The following is a 19,126-nucleotide window of genomic DNA, read 5'->3' as shown; positions in this document are numbered from 1 at the left end:
AAAATTATATTAATTTGAAATTGCCATAATAGATTTATTGAACAAATTCTGAAATCTGGTAATTCCATGACTTTAATAAATAATAATTATACATTACATATGAAAAAGGTATTGTTAGCTGCTGTTTTTTTAGCAGGATTCAGTTTTTCCTATGCCCAGGAAGCGAAAGCGGGTGTTGATCCGAAAGAAGATAAAGATCTTATGACCTGGTATCATAAAGATTTTACAACAACAAAAGTATACGGAGTTAATACGGAAAACGCATATAAATTTTTAGAGTCCAAAGGACTTAAACCAAAAACGGTAGTGGTAGGTGTTCTGGACAGTGGAGTTCAGGTAGACCATCCGGGATTGGTTAAAAATGTATGGGCAAACCCTAACGAAGTTCCGAATAATGGAAAAGATGATGACGGAAACGGATACATTGATGATATCCACGGATGGAACTTCATCGGCGGTAAAAGTGCAGATATTGACATCGACAATATGGAGGTTACCCGTGTGGTAAAAAAATACAAGCCTCTTTTTGAAGGTGATGATTCTGCAAAAAATAAAGAAAATCAGGCTAAGATGCCGGAAGACTTTGCCATGTATATGAAAGCTAAGGAACTTTTCACTAAGAAAAGTGTTGAGGCCAGACAGAGCGTTCAGATGTATACCATGATCAATGATGCCATTCCTACGATGGTAAAATTATTAAACGGCAAACCGGTTACGCCTGAAAACGTGGCTGCCATAAAACCATCAGAACAGAAAGAAGCAATGGCTGTTCAGGTTCTTACTCAGGTTTCCCAGAGTCCTGAATTCAAGGGTAAATCTGCTGCTGAATTTGAAAAAGCAATGAAGGGACAGATGAAGGAAGCACTGGATTATTTCGGACCTCAGTCTAAACAGTATGACCTGGATTATGACCCGAGAAAAGAAATCGTAGGAGATAACTATGACAACTATGCTGAAAAATCATACGGAAACAATCATTACGAAGGTCCTGATGCAGAACACGGAACCCACGTAGCAGGGATCATCGCAGGACTTCCCAACGGAAAAGAAGTTCAGTATGGCGTTGCTTCAAAAGTAGCTAAAATCATGTCCGTAAGAACCGTTCCGAATGGTGACGAAAGAGATAAGGATGTGGCAAATGCCATCAGATATGCTGTGGATAACGGTGCAAAAGTTCTAAACATGAGCTTCGGTAAGCCGGTTTCTCCGGGTAAAAATGTGGTTTGGGATGCTTTCAAATATGCTCAGGACAAAGGTGTTCTTTTGGTAAAGGCAGCAGGGAATGAAAATGAAGATGTAGCGGAACATTTGGCTTATCCTACCAACTTCAAGAATGTAGCTGATGAAAAACCGTTTGTGAATAACGTTCTAGTAGTAGGAGCAAGTACCAATGACAACAATGCTTTGAGAGCTGGATTCTCCAACTTCAATAAAAAAATGGTGGATGTTTTTGCTCCGGGACAGGAAATCTATTCTACTGTTCCTCACAATGAGTATAAATATCTGCAGGGAACATCAATGGCTTCTCCGGTTGTAGCAGGTGCAGCGGCCGTGTTACTGGCTTATATGCCTAACCTGACACCGGCTCAGATCATTGAATCTTTAGTGAAATCCAGCAATGCAAGCACAGCCAACCAGTTTGGTGACTTTTCGCAGGCAGGAGGGGTAATTGATCTTAAGAAAGCCGCTGAATATGCATATGCCAACTATTATAACGGAAAATCAGGTTCTGCAAAAAAAGCTGAAAAATCCGCAAAAAAGAAAGCTAAAAAATAACATATCTTCCTGTATTTAAGGTTGAATCATAAAAAGTCCGGAATGTCCGGGCTTTTTTTATTGCTATATTCCAATTTTGGCACGGTTTTTTGTGACTTATACATAACAAAATAATAAACAACAAAATGAAAAAGTTACTATTTGCAGGGATGTTGGGAGCGTCACTCTTTGCAGTGTCTTGTTCCGGAGTCAAAAATGCACAGACCGCCCAAAACCAAAGATCAGAATTCCTTAAAATGAAAGGTGATTGGCAGATCGTCAGCATCAATTACGATAAACAGTTTAAAATCAAACCCTTTGATGACGGTGTTGATGCACAGTGTTTCGTAGGAAGCCACTGGCGACTGATTCCTAACAACTGGACGGGCGCTTATACCTTGAACGGAGGCGGTACATGCGGAGCCGGATTTACACAGCCGATTAAAATTGATGTCGTAAGTGGTAACACATTCAGCTTCAAGAAAATTGCTGACGGAACCAAAGCCAAGCAAAATACACTAGGCTATACTTTAACTTTAACAAATCAGGCGACAGACCAGTTCTCTCTTGAGCAGAATGTTCCTTTTAACGGAGAAAATGTAAGGGTTACTTACAACTTCGAGAGAGCGGGAATGAAATAAATAACTTAAATATTAAACAAAATGAAATTTACAAAAACATATATAGGAGCACTTTTCTTATCATCAGCTTTATTGCTTACGAGTTGTGAAGCGGTACAGAATTCTAACCACCAGCAGAGAGGTACTGCAGTAGGTGTGGCATCAGGAGCTGTACTTGGAGGTATCCTGGGAAATAATGTAGGAAAAGGAGGTAACGGGGCAATCGGTGCTGTACTTGGAGGTATTGTAGGTGGCGTTGCCGGGAATGTGATCGGTAATAAAATGGACAAGCAGGCAAGAGAAATTAAAGAAACTTTACCGGGTGCTGAAGTAGAAAGAGTAGGAGACGGTATTAAAATTACCCTGAACGAAAGCATCGTGAATTTTGATTTTAATTCTTCTGCATTAACAGGCGTTGCCAAAACAAACCTGGATAAACTGGCTCAGGTATTAACCAATAATCCTGATACCAATATTAATATCTACGGCCATACAGACAGCAAAGGTACAGATGAGTACAATATGAATCTTTCTGAAAGAAGAGCAGATGCTGTAAGATCCTATCTGTCAGGAAAAGGAATTGCGTCCAATAGATTATTTGCGAAAGGTGAAGGGGAAGCCATGCCGGTTGCTACCAATGACACAGATGCAGGAAGAGCAAAAAACAGAAGAGTGGAATTTGCAATTACTGCGAATGAAAAAATGATTAATGAAGCTCAACAGGGGCAGTAATTATTTAACATATAAATATTTTCTAAAATAACCGCTTTTGCGGTTATTTTTATATTTTTATGCTGCTATTTTTTAAATCACTATTTTTGCATCTGAACTCACATAAATGAAGAAATATTTAAAGCTGCTCCGTGTGGAGCAATGGGTGAAAAACCTGTTTGTTTTTGTTCCTCTGTTCTTTTCAGGTAACATCAAAAACCTTGATTTACTGACCAAAAGTATTTTTGCTTTTATCATTTTTTCATTAGCAGCCAGTGTCGTTTATATTTTAAACGACTATAATGATATCGAAGCAGACAGAAAACATCCCGAAAAAAGAAGAAGGCCGTTAGCCAGCGGCGCCATCTCAAAATCACAGGCCATAGCTATTTTTGCAGGGCTTATTATTGCAGATATCGCACTGGTATTCTTTGCCCACGCTTATTTTCAGGAGAGTTTATGGAAGTTTGCGACCATCGTAGGCTTTTATTTTGTAATGAATCTCGCCTATACCTTTAAATTAAAGCATGTTCCGATTATTGATATTTCAATTATTGCCATCGGTTTTGTGCTCAGGGTACTGGCCGGCGGATATATGACGGGCATCAGCATTTCACAGTGGGCAATTCTATTGACTTTTGTTCTGGCACTGGTATTGGCCATAGGCAAGCGGAGAGGTGAACTGATCAACGCACAGGTCTCAGGAAAAACAAGGCGGGCGCTGGACGGATATAACGTACAGTTTGCAGATATTGCCCTTTCTATTTCCGTAACGCTGGCCATTATGTGTTACCTGATGTTCACATTGTCACCCGAAGTGCAGGCAAGATTCCATTCCCGGGTTTTTTATACCGTGATTTTTGTTGTATTTGCTTTTTTAAGATACCTGCAGCAGACCCTGGTATACAACAGGACAGAATCTCCTACCAAAATTGTTTACCGAGACAGGTACATCCAGATCACTTTATTATTGTGGGTTGCTGCGTTTTTAATCCAAATCTACTTTAAAAAATGAAGCCGAATTTTATACAGAAAGTCACCAATTGGGGCAACTATCCCATAGTGGAGAAAGAAATGAAGTCGGATGACAGCTTCCGGAAAATAAAAGAATTTATACTGGACCATAATGAGGTCATCGCAAGAGGGAACGGACGATGCTACGGTGACGCTTCATTGGGCGAACATATATTTTCAACAAAGAAATTAAATAAATTCATCAGTTTTGACCGCCTGAACGGGGTTATCGAATGCGAATCCGGGGTTCTGCTTTCAGATGTGCTCGAGATTTCAGTTCCGCAGGGATATTTCCTGTATGTCACTCCGGGGACGAAGTTCGTTTCTGTAGGTGGGGCTATTGCATCTGATGTACACGGGAAAAACCACCATGCAGAAGGCTGCTTCTCAGAATATGTCATTGAGTTTAAACTGATGATTGAAAACGGTGAAGTCATTACCTGTTCAAGAGAGGAAAATGCAGATAAATTCTGGTCAACCATCGGAGGGATGGGCCTTACCGGAATTATCCTGACGGCAAAATTCAAGCTTAAGAATATAGAATCCGCCTACATCCGCCAGGAAAGCATCAAAGCGGAAAACCTGGATGAAATTTTCAGGCTGTTTGATGAGAGTGAAAGCTGGACCTACACCGTTGCCTGGATCGACTGTCTGCAGAAAGGAAAAAATTTAGGAAGAAGTATTCTCATGAGAGGGGAACACGCTTTTCAGCATGAGCTCCCTCAGAATCTGAGAGAGAAGCCTCTGCGTTTAAAAAAGAAATTTGAACCGACGGTTCCTTTCTACTTTCCGGGGTTTGTTTTAAATGCGCTTACGGTAAAGCTTTTCAATCTGCTGTATTTTAACAAACAGAGAAAGAAAGAGATCAACAATTTCACTGATTACGAGACATTTTTCTACCCGCTGGATGCCGTTCATGAGTGGAACAGGATTTACGGGAAATCAGGATTTATCCAGTATCAGATGGTGATTCCTAAGGAAACAGGCAAAGAAGGGATGAGAAAAATCCTGGAAACCATTGCCCATAGCGGAAACGGTTCATTTTTAGCCGTTCTTAAGCTGTTCGGCAAACACAATCCGGAAGCCTATAATTCTTTCCCTGTGGAAGGCTATACGCTCGCCCTTGACTTTAAGGTCAATTCAAAACTGAAAAAACTGGTAGACCAACTCGATCAGATTGTGGAAGAATTCGGCGGCAGGATTTACCTTACCAAAGACAGCATGAGCAGGTCTTCCCTGACGAATTACCTCAGAAATACCAAAAGCTCAAAATTTGTGTCTTTACAGCACAAAAGAATCATAAATAACAAGTAAATCAAATGATCGTTTTAGGAAGTACGTCGGAAGTTGCACAGGCTTTTGTGGAAGAAGCCCTCAACAGAGGAGAAAAATTTGAAAAAATTTATCTGTTAACCTCAAATAAAGAAACTACCGAAAGATTTGCACGGCATATTGATGTGAAGTTTCTTCAGCAGGCAGAAGTTATTGAACTGGACCTGATGAAAGAAATCGACTATATACGGTTTGAAAGAATCAATTCAAGCCTTCTGTTCTGTGCAACCGGATATCTGGGCGAAGGAACCGAAGAAGGTTTATACGACAATAAAAATACCGAAAGGATTATTGATGTCAATTATTCCAAATTAGTTCCTGTAATGAATTATTTTGCCCACAAATTCGAAAGCAGAAGATCAGGAACCATAATCGGACTCTCATCTGTAGCAGGTGACCGCGGCAGGCAGAGTAACTTTATTTACGGAAGTGCCAAAGCAGCATTCACCGCTTATCTGAGTGGACTGAGGAATTATCTTTTCGATAAAAAGGTGCATGTCATGACGGTAAAACCCGGATTTATGGCAACCAAAATGACCGAAGGACTGCCGTTGAACCCAAAGTTAACCGCCACTCCGAAGCAGGCAGCTGCGTCTATCTTTAAAGCCTATAAAAAACAGAAGAATGTCGCCTACGTGTTGCCGGTATGGGGAATTATCATGATGATCATCAGAAATATCCCCGAATTTATCTTTAAGAAATTAAAGCTTTAATCCGACATTAAGATCTTTAGGTTTTGAAAACAGAAGACAGAATTTATCCTGATCTGCTGTATTTTAATTTTTAAAGTTTTAAACGGATTTCAGGACTTTTAAAATATCTTCGCAACCTTTACGTTAAATAAAAATTAAATAAAATAAATGAAAAAACTGTATTGCTTTGATTTTGACGGTACGCTGACTTATAAGGATACGATGTTTATGTATCTGAAATTTTACGATCCCACAAAATTCCGCCTGCAGTTTTTGAAGCATGTCCCGCTTTTTATTTTACTGAAACTGAAGCTTGCCGAGACGGAAAAAGTAAAGAAGAGCTTTATCGGCTCGATCCTAAAGGGGCAGACACAGGAAAAAATTGAAAAAAAATCCCTCCAGTTCTTTGAAGCGCATTATCCTAAAATAGTCCGGGAAAATGCACTGGATTTTATCCGGAATATCGACCGTGACAATACCCAGAGCCTGCTGGTTACCGCATCGCTTGATATCTGGGCCAGGCCTTTTGCAGAGGCCTTTCAGATGCAGCTTGTTTCCACAAAAGCAGAATTTAAAAACGGTATTTTTACCGGGAATTTCATTGGCAAGAACTGTAATGGAAAAGAGAAACTGGAGAGAATCCAATCTGAAATCAGTGACAGCAGATATGACAAAATCATCGCATTCGGGGATACTTCCGGAGATAAGCCGATGCTCGCCTGGGCAAATGAGGGACATTATCAATTTTTTCACTAATTTTGAACAGTGAAATTAGATTGATAAGGATTTCAGCAGACAGTTGTTTTTCCCTTATAATCAGAGCTATTACATATTCCGTACAAATTAAATATTCAAAGTAAAATGAATAAAATATACTTAGATAACGCTGCTACAACGCCTCTTTCGGAAGAAGTTATCGATGCAATGGTGGGTACCATGAGAATGAATTTCGGGAACCCGTCTTCTACGCACAGTTTCGGACAGGAAGCAAAGATCCTTATCGAAAACGTAAGGCGTCAGGTGGCAGACTATCTTCATGTAACCCCGGCTGAGATCATCTTTACCTCCTGCGGTACAGAATCCAACAACATGATCATCAAATCCAGTGTTGAACATCTTGGCGTGGAGAGGATCATCAGTTCTCCTATGGAACATAAATGCGTGTCTGAGAGTATCCTGGATATGAAAAGCAGAAAAGGAGTGGAGGTAAACTATATCCGTCCCAACCAGAAAGGGGATATTGACCTTCATAAACTGGAAGAGCTTCTAAAAGCTTCAGACAAGAAAACCCTGGTAAGCTTAATGCATGCCAATAACGAGATCGGAAACCTTATTGACATCAAAAAAGTAGCGGACCTGTGCAAAATTTATGGTGCGTTATTCCATTCAGATACCGTACAGACCATGGCACACATGAATCTGGATTTCTCCGATATTCAGGTTGATTTTGCTTCCTGCAGTGCCCATAAATTTCACGGGCCTAAAGGAGTGGGCTTTGCTTTTATCAGGAAATCCAGCGGTTTGAAAGGAATTATTACAGGAGGCCCGCAGGAAAGAACATTAAGAGCAGGGACGGAAAATGTAGCAGGAATTGTTGGCCTGGGAAAAGCTTTGGAGCTGTCTCTGGCCCATCTGGAAGAGTATACCGTACACATGCAGGAAATCAAAAAATACGCTGTAGAAAAGCTTACTGCAGAAATTCCCGGGATTAAATTCAACGGGAGAAGTTCTGAGATGGAGAACAGTCTCTATACGGTTTTAAGTGCTTTGCTGCCTTATAAAAACCCGTTGATCGGGCTTCAGCTGGATATGAAAGGAATTGCTGTTTCTCAGGGCAGTGCATGTTCATCAGGAGCATCCAAGCCTTCCATGGTGATGATGATGGTTTTATCGGAAGATGAAATGGATGACTGTACACCATTGAGGATCTCATTCAGCCATATGACGACCAAAGCAGATATCGATGCGCTGGCTGATGCACTGAAGGAAATTTCAGAAGGTTTCGTTATAGAAAATACAAATGTTGAGCATAGATAACAATATGCTGCAAATGGCGTAATTTTGGTGTCACATTTAACATAAGAAAAGTTAGAAATAATATTAATTAATAAAAAAAATAAAATGGCTTTAGAAATTACGGACAGCTCATTTCAGGACACGGTTTTAAAATCAGATAAACCGGTATTGGTAGACTTTTGGGCAGTATGGTGCGGACCTTGCAGAACACTGGGACCGATTATTGAAGAAGTAGCAACAGATTTTGAAGGGAAAGCGGTAGTAGGAAAAGTAGATGTTGACAACAATCAGGAAATTTCTATGAAGTACGGTATCAGAAATATTCCTACAGTTCTTATTTTTAAGAACGGTGAAGTGGTAGATAAATTAGTAGGCGTGGCTCCGAAAGAAGTAATCGCAGAAAAATTAAGTGCACACTTATAAAAATAATAAGTTTGATAATGAATGCCTTCCGGTTCCGGAAGGCATTTTTTTTGAAAATAGTTTGCATATAACGAAAAAAGTTGTACTTTTGCCATCACAAAAAAGAAACGAAGTTCTTTAAAAGAAACAACAGTTAAGAAATTTGATCCGGTAGTTCAGCTGGTTAGAATGCCGCCCTGTCACGGCGGAGGTCGCGGGTTCGAGTCCCGTCCGGATCGCAAAAGTTTTCTTCAATTTACTTTTAAAACAAAATTGATCCGGTAGTTCAGCTGGTTAGAATGCCGCCCTGTCACGGCGGAGGTCGCGGGTTCGAGTCCCGTCCGGATCGCAGAAAGTTTTCATCAATTTACTTTAAAAAAATTGATCCGGTAGTTCAGCTGGTTAGAATGCCGCCCTGTCACGGCGGAGGTCGCGGGTTCGAGTCCCGTCCGGATCGCAAATCCTGTAAATTATTTTACAGGATTTTTTTGTTTATGTATTATGTTTACATTTTGTATTCTCTAAGCAGAGATGTCTATTACAAAGGGTTTTCCGAAAATGTTGATAAGCGTCTGATTTATCACCTCACTTCAACAGGTAAATATACTTCAGGTACAGAAGACTGGGAAGTTGTATATGTTCAGAAATTCACTTCCAAGTCACTTGCTTTGATTGAGGAAAAAAGGTTAAAAAGGCTCAACCGTACTTCCATTGAAAAATTGATAAAGGAACAGAATGGCGGCCTGTCATCTCGTCCTTAGACGAGACGGGTTCGAGTCCCGTCCGGATCGCAAATCCTGTAAATTATAGTTTCTTTTCGATAAATATTCCATACAATACTCACCTACACCGAATTTTACTTATCGTTTTTGAAGCTTGATAATAACCATAGAAAAACTTCCTGTTCAAAGTAATTACTGCTATCATCTTTATTATTAGAGTTAGGTCTGATATTTGCATAAATAGCAGGACAAAGATCAAATGTATCAATGAAAAACATATCTGTAAAAAAATCATTTCTATTCACTTTATGTATCGCTTTAATGTTGGTTTCCTGTAAAAAGGAATTGGAAAAAATCAACGATAAGATCAATGATACGGCTACTTCTGTCACAGAAAATTCCGACGAGGAAAAAGACTCCGTAATTGCAGAAAGAGATTCTGTAGTCCAGAAAGAATCTCTGCCTCCGGCTATGCAGGAAGACGGCTTCTATAATGCTTTTATCTTTCCGAAAGATAAAAAAATGAAAGATTCCTTATTTTCCGTTTTTAACAAAAAATATTCTGAGAAAGAGCGGTATGCAATTCTGGCTTTAAACAGACTGGATTCAAAAAACAAATGGAATGCCGACACTTTGGTCGTGCCGGCGAAAATAGATACAACCCTGATGGAATATTCCCCTTTTCCAATGCAGATCGATGTACTGAGCCCGGTGAAGAAGTTTGTGGTTTTTTCCTACCCAATTCAGGCATACGGAGTCTATTCAAACGGGACCCTGGTAAAGTGGGGCCCTACCAGTATGGGAAAAAAGACTGCTAAGACAAGAACGGGCTTGACATTTGCCAACTGGAAAAAACAGCTGGCCATTTCTACAGTGAGCAGCGAATGGAAACTGCCTTATAATTTCAATATTTTCAATCTGGACGGGATCGGATGGCACCAGTATGACCTGCCTGGATATCCGGCTTCACATTCATGCCTCCGCCTGTTGATGAATGATGCCAAATGGCTGTACGGATATGCTGAAACCTGGGTGTTAAACCCCGGAGGAGCAACTACAAAAGCAAAGGGAACACCTGTTATGGTCTACGGAGACTATAAATGGGGCGGAAGAAAGCCTTGGAGAAAACTCCTTGATGACCCCAATGCCAACAGCATATCAGCAGAAGAAATGTCCAAAATGATCGAACCTAATATTGAAAAAATCCTGAAGGAACAGGATAACAGAGAAAGGGTAGTGGATTCTATCAGGGCGGCAAAAGCCGTATTGCAGCAGATGCCGGAAAACCCGAGAACTGAAGCACCTTAATCACAATCCGTTTAATCATCTGTTTTTTCAAAATGTAAAGTTGATTCCTCGGCAAACCTTCTGAGTTTTAACATCTCATCCTTACCCTTGTGCTGTCCGAATCTTGCTGCAGCATACGTAAGGGCAATAAGAGCCAGCATAATGAATGATGCCGTCAGTGCCCAGGGGAAATCATTGCTGTTGATCTGTTTTTCAACATAGTACATTGAGAAAAAGACCATCCAGAGTATTGAAAACATAAAATACAAAAACATAAAAAATGTCCAGACCGCAGAACTGGGGCCGAACACGCCTAAGACTGCGGTTTTTTCATCTTCTGTTTCTATTCTTAAAGCCAGTCTTGGCTTCCAGTAATTATCATTGGGTGTCTCTACACAGATGGTAGCAATTTCCTTGTTGATATTTCCGGAGAATTCATCTTTGTGCTCTGAAAGGTATTTTTTAAGATTTTCGGCATATTCTTCCTTTGTTAAATCGGTGAACATTTTAAATCTCGGCCGTGTCCTGATTTTATCCAGTGTCGTTTCTTCTGTATTCATAGTATTATTCCTGATAAGGGATTGGGTCTTCTAAGGTGAAACTTAGCGTCATAGGTTTATTTTTTCTCTCGATGAGCATTTCTATTGTTCTTCCTTCTGCTGATTTCATGATCTCTATGATCCGCTGTAAAGTCATATCTGCACTTTTCTTGCCATTTATGCTGATCAGCCTGTCATCTTTCAGTAATCCTGCTCTGGCACCGGGTGAATCTTTACGCACGCCGGCAATGGAAAACACAGGTTTCAGGACAAAATGGTACGGCAGGCTGTTGTTAATGACCTCAACACCTCCGTTGGGGTTTTCTTTGGTCTTTGCCGATAAGTTTACCAGGTCTTTTGTCCATTCCATTCCGTCCTGTCTGAAATCCAGCCCGCTCATATTAAAATGGAAAGGATCGTCAAAATTGCGGTTTTTCTTCAAATATATTTTCTGATCGGCATAATCGAAGGCTGCCGTAAAACGTTTCATAATCTCCCCGCCTACAGAACCTTTCCTGTTTTTAACCCAGTTTACATGCTGTATGGAATATGCGTCAGGCATCGCAGCAATCGGTTTGGCAAAGGTAAACGGTCCCAGATATAAATTATGGATCCTGCTTCTTTTGCCGTACACATCACCGTTGAAGCCTCTTCCCAAAAAGTCATCAATATAAGGCTGTTTATAAATGAACCCCGGAATTACAGCAGGGAAGAGCCATATTGCATCACTGTTCCCGAGATCAACCAGTAACTTTGAATTCTGTTTTTCATCCGTTACTTCTACATCGGCATATAGGTAAGGTTTTTTTTTCTCGATACTGATGCTGAAGGCTTCATAACTTTTTACTTTTTTTCTGAAAAGGGCATCATCGTTATAAACCGTTATTTTTTTCGAGACATAATCAATGACAACCGGATGGTTTTTAAAAAAATGATAACCTATAATACCATTTACAGGAATTCCCACATGAGAGGAAATATTAAAATCCTGGTCGACAATAATAAAAAGTGTCATCGAATCATTTATATAATTTTTTCCGGCCCTTCCTATGTTAAGGTCTGAGCGGAATCCGTCAATGCTGGTATTTCCGCCTAATCCGGAAAACTTTATTTTCTCAAGGCTGGCAAGTTTCAGTTCTTCATTTTCGAGGCTGAAGATGGAAGTCTCCGCTACACCGGTATCCAGGAGAAAAGTGAGATCTGCACCGTTAACATTGATGGGAATGAAAATTAAATTACTGATGAGTTTAAAAGGAATCACCGTTTTTTTAGCATCATGAACCTTAAACGAGCTTTGGGCATTAACCAGAATGCCTAAGAAAAATGCCCAGAAATACCGCCTCAGTTTCATGTAATGAATGTACTGAATTTATCTTTACCTCAATAAAAAACATTCTCTAAAGTGAGAATTTTTGGATTTTTTACAATGAATCGAGGTAAATTATGATCTTTTCTTAAATTAATCTTTTGTGTGAAAATTATAATTAGGAAGCTATTTAAATCAGTTACGCTTAAAGGTCCTCTAAGGAAAATTATTTTGAAAAGAACTCCATGAGGTCCATATAGTTTTTCTGGTTGACCCCATGCCCGCTCATGTATTCCCTGAATGTAAAATAACAGTTGAGGTCATACAGCAGGTCTGCCGCTTTTCTTCCCCATTCCAGAGGGATTACGGCATCATCTGTCCCGTGGGAAACAAAAAAGCGCAGTTCTTCAAGTTTTTTCTTGTCTTTTACAATAGCAGGCATCAGCTTTTCCTCAGGGTAACTGCTTAAACAGGCTACCAGATTGAACATTTCCGGGTACTGCAGGGCCAGTGCATAGCATAAAATCCCGCCCTGGCTGAAACCGCAGAGGTGGGTTTTGCCCTGTGTGATTCCGTAATGATTGATAATTTTTAAAATACTTTCCAGGACACTGTTCAGTGATTCCGTTGCCTGCGGAACATTAATAAACTCATCCGGATTATTGAAATTGATGTCATACCAGGAGTATCCTTCAAACTGTGTTGATCCCGGTGCCCTGAAGCTTACGATGATCCAGTCCTGTGGAAGGGTTTCCCGGAAGCTGAAAAGATCCTGCTCATTGCTTCCGTAGCCGTGAAGCATGAAAAGAACAGAGGTTTCAGGCGTAATATGTTCAGGTTCTCTTACGATGTAATCTAAATTCATGGCACAAAGATAAATAATAATGGCTTAATGTAACAGAAACAGGAATTCAAAAATAGAATTTAAAAGGCAAATTCCGGTAGGTTAAATTCATATATCATCCATGTATGCATGCCTTAAAATCTTTTATTGATTTGATATTATTTATAATTTTTTGTTGGAAAATTTTCATGAAAGGTATTTTTATATTGATAAAAAACCTATATTTGAAACATTAAAAATCTATTTGGAGAAATGAAGCAATTTTACAAATCAAAAAGTTTACTAAGGCTTTCTTTTTTATTCGCCGTATTATTTTCTGTACTTTCAGTGTTTAATTCATGTAAAGATGACGATGATGAAGATGAATTTACAGATCATATTGTTAAACTTGAAGCCAGAATAATTACAAACGGTCCTCAGTCGCCTCCGGTTGGTTCTCCAACAGGTAATTTCAAGACTGTTGTTACTCAGATAGGAACCGCGCCAAGTACGACTTTTAACCCTACAGGAATTACCTGGTCAACGGGTGATATTTTTGTAAATTCAAGCCAGTCTCAGCTTAATTTAGCGGCAAATGCTGTTCTGCCTTATGCAGATTCAGAATTGATCGTTAACATCTGGGTAGATGGAGAAATTGTAAAAACCAAGAAAGCAGTGGGAGTAGGAGAAAAGAATGTATCTACTTTTTACAGCTTCTTAGAATTGTAAGAAAAGAGTATATCATATACAGAAGACTGTCTCTAATCAGGCAGTCTTTTTTTATTATACATGAACAAAATAAAAACGGGCGCGAAATTGAAAATTTCGCGCCCGTATCAGTTTTATATTTTAATTCAGAATTAAATAACCTTCACAATAAAATAGCTTTTCTTTCCTTTCTGAAGCAGTAGGAACGTACCGTCAATAAGATCACTTTCATTGGCCGTAAAAGTATCATTAACTTTCTGCTTATTCACAGAAATGGCATTTCCCTTAATCTCTCTTGATGCCTCACTTTTAGATTTCAGAAATCCTGATTTTTCGGAAAGGAGATCAACCACAGGAATGCCCAGCACATCAGATTTTGCCAGTTCTTTCTGCGGAACGCCTTCAAACACCTCAAGGAACGTTTCCTCATCAAGGCTTACCAGGTCTTCTGCCGTTGAGCGTCCGAAAAGAATTTCCGAAGCTTTAACGGCTTTTTCATATTCTTCTCTTCCGTGCACCCAAACCGTCACTTCTTCAGCCAGTTTTTTCTGAAGGATTCTTTCGTGGGGCGCTGTTTTATGTGCTTCAATTAATGTTTCAATGGCTTCCCTTTCTAGGAATGTATAGAATTTAATGAACCTTTCGGCATCATTATCCGTTGCATTCAGCCAGAACTGGTAGAATTTATATGGTGAAGTTTTCTTTTTATCCAGCCAGTAATTCTCTCCGCTTTCAGATTTCCCGAACTTGGAGCCGTCGGCTTTGGTAATTAAGGGTACAGTCAATGCAAATGCTTCTCCCTGGGCTTTTCTGCGGATCAGTTCTGTACCGGTGGTGATATTTCCCCACTGGTCTGAACCGCCCATCTGAAGCTTCACATTATTGTTCTGGTACAGATGCAGAAAATCATACCCCTGGATCAGCTGGTATGTAAATTCCGTAAAGCTCATTCCGTCTGCACCGCTTTCGCCGGAGAATCTCTTTTTTACGGAGTCTTTTGCCATCATATAGTTGACGGTTATATTTTTACCTACATTTTTAGCAAAATCAAGGAATGAGATATTCTTCATCCAGTCATAGTTGTTCACCAATTCTGCTTTATTAGGGCCGTTCCCTGAGAAATCCAGGAATCTTGAAAGCTGGTTTTTCAGGCAGTCTACATAATAAAGAAGCGTTGCTTCATCCAGGAGATTCCGCTCTGCAGACTTCCCGGACGGGTCACCGATCATTCCGGTTGCCCCTCCAACCAACGCAACGGGCTTATGGCCGTGCTGCTGGAAATGGGCCAGGATCTTTATCTGAATAAGACTTCCGATATGCAAAGAATCAGCAGTAGGGTCAAATCCGATATACGCAGTGGTTACCTCTTTATTCAGTTGTTCATCGGTTCCGGGCATCATATCGGCAAAAAGACCACGCCATTTCAGTTCTTCTATAAAGGAATTCATTGCTATTTTCTTTAAATTATACGGTGCAAAGATAATAAATTCAGTGGGATGTCGTTCACGGTCTTTGCGCTTTGCAGATTTCAGTCAAATCCGTTATATTTGTTTATCATGAACGACGAACAATTATTCCTGCTCATCGGTAAAGCGAAGGCAAAAGACCAGAAAGCCCAGACGAAGCTCATCAATATTTTTTGGGTGGACGTTTTTTCTTTTGTGATGAAAAAAGTTCATGATGAAAATGATGCCGATGAAATCACGGTAAATGTTTTTTCAAAAGTGCTTTCGAAACTGGATATGTACGACCCGCATTTTCAGTTTAAAACCTGGGTGCTGACGATTGCCCAGAATACCATCATCGATTTCTGGAGACGGAAAAGCCGCGAAACCCAGGATCCTACCGAGAACCTTGAGGAGGTTAAAAACCAGTATGCCAAATCTCCGGAAGAGCTTATGATTTCTGCCGAGGAACAGAAGAAAATCATTAAAACCATTGAATCGCTGGATGCCAATTACCAGGATATTATCAAATTAAGGTTTTTCGAAGAGAAAAGCATCAAGGAAATTGCAGAAGAACTGGGGATTTCCGTAGCCAATACCAAAGTCCGGGTCATGCGGGCAAAAAAAGTTTTGGCTGAACTCTTAAAAAATAATGAATTTGATGATCATTGATTGCACTGCCCGATGAGGTGATCACCGAGTTTACCTCCTGTTAAAATTTGAATAAAGCTGTTTAGAGACCGTGTCCATTCTTTTTCAGATTAAAAATAAACATCCTCCTTTGTCTTTGGAAGCGTAATTTTTCTCTGCTCCTGTTGATTTCTGTTCTGAAGATTAATTTTCAGTCCTTTTTTAATGTAGGTTTCCTTTTTAGGTTTTCCATATTCTGCGGTATTTTCCACTTCTTTTTCAAAATTAAGCTGTCCGGTGGAAAGATTAAAATCTACGCTTGAAAAATATTCTTCCGGTTTTCCGTAGGTTGAAGCATATCCGATTAATTCAAAACGGCCGTTCTGAAACCTGTATTTATCAGTATAGCCCCATTTCCAGCTGCTTCCTCCGGCCTGGGTAATCATTAATATTCCCTTTTTAATTTCCATATCCTGATAAGGGTCACCCATCATACCGCCTCCTTTACTTTCCAAAACTGCATTTCTGGATTTTTCCAGCATGCTCCATTTGCCACCGGCTTTTTTCAGGATCTGTATTTCACGGATATTTCCTAAGTCGGTAGTATCTCTTGTATTATAAACGATTACTTTTTCAGGAATTTTATCACCGTCGAGGTCACCGTCCACAGTCTGAATTATTTCCGAGCCTTCCGGCTGGAATTCTTTCTGGGCAGAACAAAATGCGCTGAAAATGGCGAACAGAAAGCAAATCGTATTTTTCATAAAGTAATTTCAATATTTAAAATTACAAAATTATACGTTTCATCAATCTCTGTCTTTGATTGTTTCGATAAAAAATTCACTAACTTTGAACCTCAATTTGAGAAATAAATGGAGAATCTAATTCAGGATACCACCGTTCAGAAACCAAAATGGATTCGTGTAAAACTGCCTACCGGGAAGAATTACAGGGAATTGAGGACTTTGGTTGATAAATACAAGTTAAATACCATCTGCCAGAGCGGAAGCTGCCCGAATATGGGGGAATGCTGGGGAGAAGGTACTGCAACGTTCATGATTTTAGGAAACATCTGCACCAGGAGCTGTGGGTTTTGCGGGGTGAAAACCGGGAAACCGCTTGATGTAAACTGGGATGAGCCTGAAAAAGTTGCCCGTTCCATCAAATTAATGAAAATCAAACATGCGGTATTAACGTCTGTAGACCGTGATGATTTAAAAGATATGGGATCAATCCTGTGGGGTGAAACGGTAAATGCCGTAAGAAGGATTTCTCCCGGAACCACTATGGAAACACTGATTCCGGATTTCCAGGGAATTACAAAGCATATAGACCGCCTGGTTGAAGTTGCACCTGAAGTAATTTCCCATAATATGGAAACGGTAAAAAGGCTGACAAGGGAAGTGCGGATCCAGGCAAAATACGAAAGAAGCCTGGAAGTTTTAAGATATCTGAAAGAAGCCGGCCAGCGAAGGACAAAAACCGGAGTGATGCTTGGGCTGGGAGAAAACAAAGATGAGGTTTTCCAGACCATCGAAGATATCAGGAATGCCAATGTGGATGTTATTACACTGGGGCAGTACTTGCAGCCAACTAAAAAACACTTACCCGTAAAGAAATTCATTACCCCTGAAGAATTTGATGAATTCGGGGATTTTGCAAGAAGCCTCGGGTTCCGGCATGTGGAAAGCTCGCCACTCGTAAGAAGTTCTTACCACGCAGAAAAACATATCCATTAAAATACAAATCGCTTCGCTTTACCCGGAGCGATTTTTTTAATAACCGCAAAATAGCGCTGATGTTAATATAGGACCGGTTTATATCATTCCGGTTGAAGTATAAATGATGATTTCTGTGCAATTTTGCATTCTTAAACAAGGAATTTCATCCTTAAAAATATACAATAAAGAAATAATGAAGATTGATAAGAGAATTATTCCCCTGGCCATCGGAGGCCTGGGAATCGGGACTACTGAGTTTACGATTATGGGGCTGCTGCCGGACATTGCAAAGAGCCTTCAGATCAGCATTCCGGAAGCGGGACACCTGATTTCAGCGTATGCTTTCGGAGTGGTAGTGGGAGCACCGCTTCTGATCGGGTACTCTGTAAAGTTCCCTCCTAAAAAAGTACTGATGGCACTGATGGTAATTTTCACTGTGTTCAATGCCCTTTCTGCCATTGCGCCGGATTATACGACGATGATGGCGATCCGTTTCCTGTCGGGTCTTCCACACGGGGCCTTTTTCGGGGTGGGAACGGTGGTAGCGGCCAGGATGGCATCGAAAGGGAAAGCAGCATTCTATATTTCACTGATGTTTACAGGACTTACGGTGGCCAATTTAGCCATGGTTCCTCTGGTAACTTATATCGGGCATATTTTTCACTGGCGTTGGTATTTCGCAATTGTTGCGGTGATCGGGCTGCTGGCTTTGCTCTTTTTAAAGCTCTGGCTTCCCGTTCTGGAAACCAATAAAGATTCCCATTTTATGGATGAGCTGAAATTCCTCAAAAGAAAACAGGCCTGGCTGGTCCTGATGATTACAGGAATCGGTTTCGGAGGATTATTTACCTGGTTCAGCTATATCACTCCGCTCATGACCGTTGTTTCCGGCATACAGGAAAGCCGGATGGCGTATGTGATGGTTCTTGCCGGGGCCGGAATGGTTGTGGGGAACCTCGCCGGAGGCTATATATCTGACCGGCTGAGTCCTGAAAAAACCTGTGTTCTCCTGATGACTCTAATGATGGTATCATTAACAGGTGTGTTTTTCTTTTCAGAATATCAGGGGATTTCACTGGCGCTGACCTTCATCTGCGGTGCCTTATCCATGTCAGTAGCGGCTCCGATAAATATCATGATGATGAAAGCCGCTCCGAAGAGCGAAATGATGGCCGCCGCATTTATGCAGGCCGCTTTCAACATTGCCAATGCGATGGGGGCGTTTCTCGGTGGGATTCCGCTGGAAAAAGGCTATTCCTATAATTACCCTTCTTTGGTCGGGGTTGGGATGACACTGATCGGACTGGTAATTGCTTTCCGGTATAAAACTTTATACGGATCAGGTTCAGAGGATAAAAATAAAATGGCTGCGGAACGTGTTTCCTGAAAAATAAATAAATAAA

Annotated in this window: 20 protein-coding genes and 3 tRNA genes; 18 read left to right on the top strand and 5 right to left on the bottom strand. The window is 40.4% G+C overall.

The features are described from left to right. Positions 1-99: 99 nt before the first annotated feature. From ASE55_RS16480 to ASE55_RS16415, 14 genes are all read left to right on the top strand, one after another. Positions 100-1,776 (top strand): S8 family serine peptidase, encoded by a 1,677-nt coding sequence (locus ASE55_RS16480; RefSeq protein ID WP_056222167.1) that lies wholly within the window; start codon positions 100-102, stop codon positions 1,774-1,776. 125 nt (positions 1,777-1,901) lie between these two features. Continuing rightward, the gene (locus tag ASE55_RS16475; RefSeq protein ID WP_056222162.1) at positions 1,902-2,396 is read left to right on the top strand and encodes a lipocalin family protein; all 495 of its coding nucleotides are present in this window, start codon (positions 1,902-1,904) and stop codon (positions 2,394-2,396) included. A gap of 21 nt (positions 2,397-2,417) precedes the next feature. Then, the gene (locus ASE55_RS16470) at positions 2,418-3,107 is read left to right on the top strand and encodes an OmpA family protein (RefSeq protein ID WP_056222159.1); all 690 of its coding nucleotides are present in this window, start codon (positions 2,418-2,420) and stop codon (positions 3,105-3,107) included. 106 nt (positions 3,108-3,213) lie between these two features. After that, positions 3,214-4,101, top strand: a complete 888-nt coding sequence (locus ASE55_RS16465) for a decaprenyl-phosphate phosphoribosyltransferase (protein WP_056222155.1) — start codon at positions 3,214-3,216, stop codon at positions 4,099-4,101. Next, positions 4,098-5,414, top strand: a complete 1,317-nt coding sequence (locus ASE55_RS16460) for an FAD-binding oxidoreductase (protein ID WP_056222151.1) — start codon at positions 4,098-4,100, stop codon at positions 5,412-5,414. The genes ASE55_RS16465 and ASE55_RS16460 overlap by 4 nt, the downstream gene beginning before the upstream one ends. 5 nt (positions 5,415-5,419) lie before the next feature. After that, entirely contained in the window at positions 5,420-6,145 is a 726-nt protein-coding gene (locus ASE55_RS16455) for an SDR family NAD(P)-dependent oxidoreductase (protein ID WP_056222148.1), read from the top strand. A gap of 147 nt (positions 6,146-6,292) precedes the next feature. Next, positions 6,293-6,880 (top strand): HAD-IB family hydrolase, encoded by a 588-nt coding sequence (locus tag ASE55_RS16450; RefSeq protein ID WP_056222145.1) that lies wholly within the window; start codon positions 6,293-6,295, stop codon positions 6,878-6,880. A gap of 105 nt (positions 6,881-6,985) precedes the next feature. Further along, on the top strand, positions 6,986-8,161 hold the full coding sequence (locus ASE55_RS16445) for a cysteine desulfurase family protein (RefSeq protein ID WP_056222142.1): 1,176 nt from the start codon (positions 6,986-6,988) through the stop codon (positions 8,159-8,161). Positions 8,162-8,245: 84 nt separating this feature from the next. Beyond that, positions 8,246-8,563, top strand: a complete 318-nt coding sequence (gene trxA / locus ASE55_RS16440) for a thioredoxin (RefSeq protein WP_027387734.1) — start codon at positions 8,246-8,248, stop codon at positions 8,561-8,563. 144 nt (positions 8,564-8,707) lie between these two features. Then, positions 8,708-8,781, top strand: a tRNA-Asp gene (locus ASE55_RS16435). 36 nt (positions 8,782-8,817) lie between these two features. Then, positions 8,818-8,891 (top strand) — tRNA-Asp (locus ASE55_RS16430). Positions 8,892-8,925: 34 nt separating this feature from the next. Then, positions 8,926-8,999, top strand: a tRNA-Asp gene (locus tag ASE55_RS16425). Between the two features lie 37 nt (positions 9,000-9,036). Then, positions 9,037-9,303, top strand: coding sequence for a GIY-YIG nuclease family protein (locus ASE55_RS16420; protein ID WP_056222139.1), 267 nt, complete (start codon positions 9,037-9,039; stop codon positions 9,301-9,303). A 228-nt stretch (positions 9,304-9,531) separates the two neighbouring features. Beyond that, positions 9,532-10,572, top strand: a complete 1,041-nt coding sequence (locus ASE55_RS16415; protein WP_056222137.1) for a L,D-transpeptidase — start codon at positions 9,532-9,534, stop codon at positions 10,570-10,572. A gap of 11 nt (positions 10,573-10,583) precedes the next feature. Here the strand turns inward: ASE55_RS16415 and ASE55_RS16410 are convergent, their stop codons facing one another. From ASE55_RS16410 to ASE55_RS16400, 3 genes are all read right to left on the bottom strand, one after another. Beyond that, positions 10,584-11,111 (bottom strand): hypothetical protein, encoded by a 528-nt coding sequence (locus ASE55_RS16410; RefSeq protein ID WP_056222134.1) that lies wholly within the window; start codon positions 11,109-11,111, stop codon positions 10,584-10,586. Between the two features lie 4 nt (positions 11,112-11,115). After that, complete coding sequence (locus ASE55_RS16405) at positions 11,116-12,441, bottom strand: PDZ domain-containing protein (RefSeq protein ID WP_056222131.1); 1,326 nt, start codon at positions 12,439-12,441, stop codon at positions 11,116-11,118. Between the two features lie 181 nt (positions 12,442-12,622). Then, the gene (locus ASE55_RS16400) at positions 12,623-13,261 is read right to left on the bottom strand and encodes an alpha/beta hydrolase (protein ID WP_056222128.1); all 639 of its coding nucleotides are present in this window, start codon (positions 13,259-13,261) and stop codon (positions 12,623-12,625) included. Between the two features lie 231 nt (positions 13,262-13,492). On the opposite strand from ASE55_RS16400, the gene ASE55_RS16395 reads away from it, so the two are divergent. Then, a complete protein-coding gene (locus tag ASE55_RS16395) occupies positions 13,493-13,948 on the top strand; it encodes a hypothetical protein (protein ID WP_056222125.1) in 456 nt (151 codons plus the stop codon). A gap of 131 nt (positions 13,949-14,079) precedes the next feature. On the opposite strand, the gene tyrS is transcribed toward ASE55_RS16395, so the two are convergent. Next, complete coding sequence (gene tyrS / locus ASE55_RS16390; protein ID WP_056222123.1) at positions 14,080-15,375, bottom strand: tyrosine--tRNA ligase; 1,296 nt, start codon at positions 15,373-15,375, stop codon at positions 14,080-14,082. 108 nt (positions 15,376-15,483) lie between these two features. Here tyrS and ASE55_RS16385 point away from each other — a divergent pair, with 108 nt between their 5' ends. Beyond that, positions 15,484-16,044, top strand: coding sequence for an RNA polymerase sigma factor (locus tag ASE55_RS16385; RefSeq protein ID WP_056222120.1), 561 nt, complete (start codon positions 15,484-15,486; stop codon positions 16,042-16,044). An 89-nt stretch (positions 16,045-16,133) separates the two neighbouring features. On the opposite strand, the gene ASE55_RS16380 is transcribed toward ASE55_RS16385, so the two are convergent. Next, positions 16,134-16,766 (bottom strand): hypothetical protein, encoded by a 633-nt coding sequence (locus tag ASE55_RS16380; RefSeq protein ID WP_056222116.1) that lies wholly within the window; start codon positions 16,764-16,766, stop codon positions 16,134-16,136. A gap of 108 nt (positions 16,767-16,874) precedes the next feature. Here ASE55_RS16380 and lipA point away from each other — a divergent pair, with 108 nt between their 5' ends. Together lipA and ASE55_RS16370 are read left to right on the top strand one after the other, a co-directional pair. Further along, positions 16,875-17,741, top strand: a complete 867-nt coding sequence (gene lipA, locus ASE55_RS16375) for a lipoyl synthase (protein ID WP_056222113.1) — start codon at positions 16,875-16,877, stop codon at positions 17,739-17,741. 175 nt (positions 17,742-17,916) lie between these two features. Next, a complete protein-coding gene (locus tag ASE55_RS16370) occupies positions 17,917-19,110 on the top strand; it encodes an MFS transporter (protein WP_056222164.1) in 1,194 nt (397 codons plus the stop codon). Positions 19,111-19,126 lie beyond the last annotated feature (16 nt).

The sequence above is a fragment of the Chryseobacterium sp. Leaf201 genome (assembly GCF_001421435.1).
Classification (GTDB): domain Bacteria; phylum Bacteroidota; class Bacteroidia; order Flavobacteriales; family Weeksellaceae; genus Chryseobacterium.
The sequence above is the reverse complement of the archived record's forward strand: the minus strand, read 5'-3'. Positions and strand labels throughout refer to the sequence as shown.

Bases quoted from the DNA above. Each gene is read 5' to 3' on its own strand.
- ASE55_RS16480 (WP_056222167.1), top strand. From the start codon at position 100: ATGAAAAAGGTATTGTTAGCTGCTGTTTTTTTAGCAGGATTCAGTTTT.
- ASE55_RS16475 (WP_056222162.1), top strand. From the start codon at position 1,902: ATGAAAAAGTTACTATTTGCAGGGATGTTGGGAGCGTCACTCTTTGCA.
- ASE55_RS16470 (WP_056222159.1), top strand. From the start codon at position 2,418: ATGAAATTTACAAAAACATATATAGGAGCACTTTTCTTATCATCAGCT.
- ASE55_RS16465 (WP_056222155.1), top strand. From the start codon at position 3,214: ATGAAGAAATATTTAAAGCTGCTCCGTGTGGAGCAATGGGTGAAAAAC.
- ASE55_RS16460 (WP_056222151.1), top strand. From the start codon at position 4,098: ATGAAGCCGAATTTTATACAGAAAGTCACCAATTGGGGCAACTATCCC.
- ASE55_RS16455 (WP_056222148.1), top strand. From the start codon at position 5,420: ATGATCGTTTTAGGAAGTACGTCGGAAGTTGCACAGGCTTTTGTGGAA.
- ASE55_RS16450 (WP_056222145.1), top strand. From the start codon at position 6,293: ATGAAAAAACTGTATTGCTTTGATTTTGACGGTACGCTGACTTATAAG.
- ASE55_RS16445 (WP_056222142.1), top strand. From the start codon at position 6,986: ATGAATAAAATATACTTAGATAACGCTGCTACAACGCCTCTTTCGGAA.
- trxA (WP_027387734.1), top strand. From the start codon at position 8,246: ATGGCTTTAGAAATTACGGACAGCTCATTTCAGGACACGGTTTTAAAA.
- ASE55_RS16420 (WP_056222139.1), top strand. From the start codon at position 9,037: ATGTATTATGTTTACATTTTGTATTCTCTAAGCAGAGATGTCTATTAC.
- ASE55_RS16415 (WP_056222137.1), top strand. From the start codon at position 9,532: ATGAAAAACATATCTGTAAAAAAATCATTTCTATTCACTTTATGTATC.
- ASE55_RS16410 (WP_056222134.1), bottom strand. From the start codon at position 11,111: ATGAATACAGAAGAAACGACACTGGATAAAATCAGGACACGGCCGAGA.
- ASE55_RS16405 (WP_056222131.1), bottom strand. From the start codon at position 12,441: ATGAAACTGAGGCGGTATTTCTGGGCATTTTTCTTAGGCATTCTGGTT.
- ASE55_RS16400 (WP_056222128.1), bottom strand. From the start codon at position 13,261: ATGAATTTAGATTACATCGTAAGAGAACCTGAACATATTACGCCTGAA.
- ASE55_RS16395 (WP_056222125.1), top strand. From the start codon at position 13,493: ATGAAGCAATTTTACAAATCAAAAAGTTTACTAAGGCTTTCTTTTTTA.
- tyrS (WP_056222123.1), bottom strand. From the start codon at position 15,375: ATGAATTCCTTTATAGAAGAACTGAAATGGCGTGGTCTTTTTGCCGAT.
- ASE55_RS16385 (WP_056222120.1), top strand. From the start codon at position 15,484: ATGAACGACGAACAATTATTCCTGCTCATCGGTAAAGCGAAGGCAAAA.
- ASE55_RS16380 (WP_056222116.1), bottom strand. From the start codon at position 16,766: ATGAAAAATACGATTTGCTTTCTGTTCGCCATTTTCAGCGCATTTTGT.
- lipA (WP_056222113.1), top strand. From the start codon at position 16,875: ATGGAGAATCTAATTCAGGATACCACCGTTCAGAAACCAAAATGGATT.
- ASE55_RS16370 (WP_056222164.1), top strand. From the start codon at position 17,917: ATGAAGATTGATAAGAGAATTATTCCCCTGGCCATCGGAGGCCTGGGA.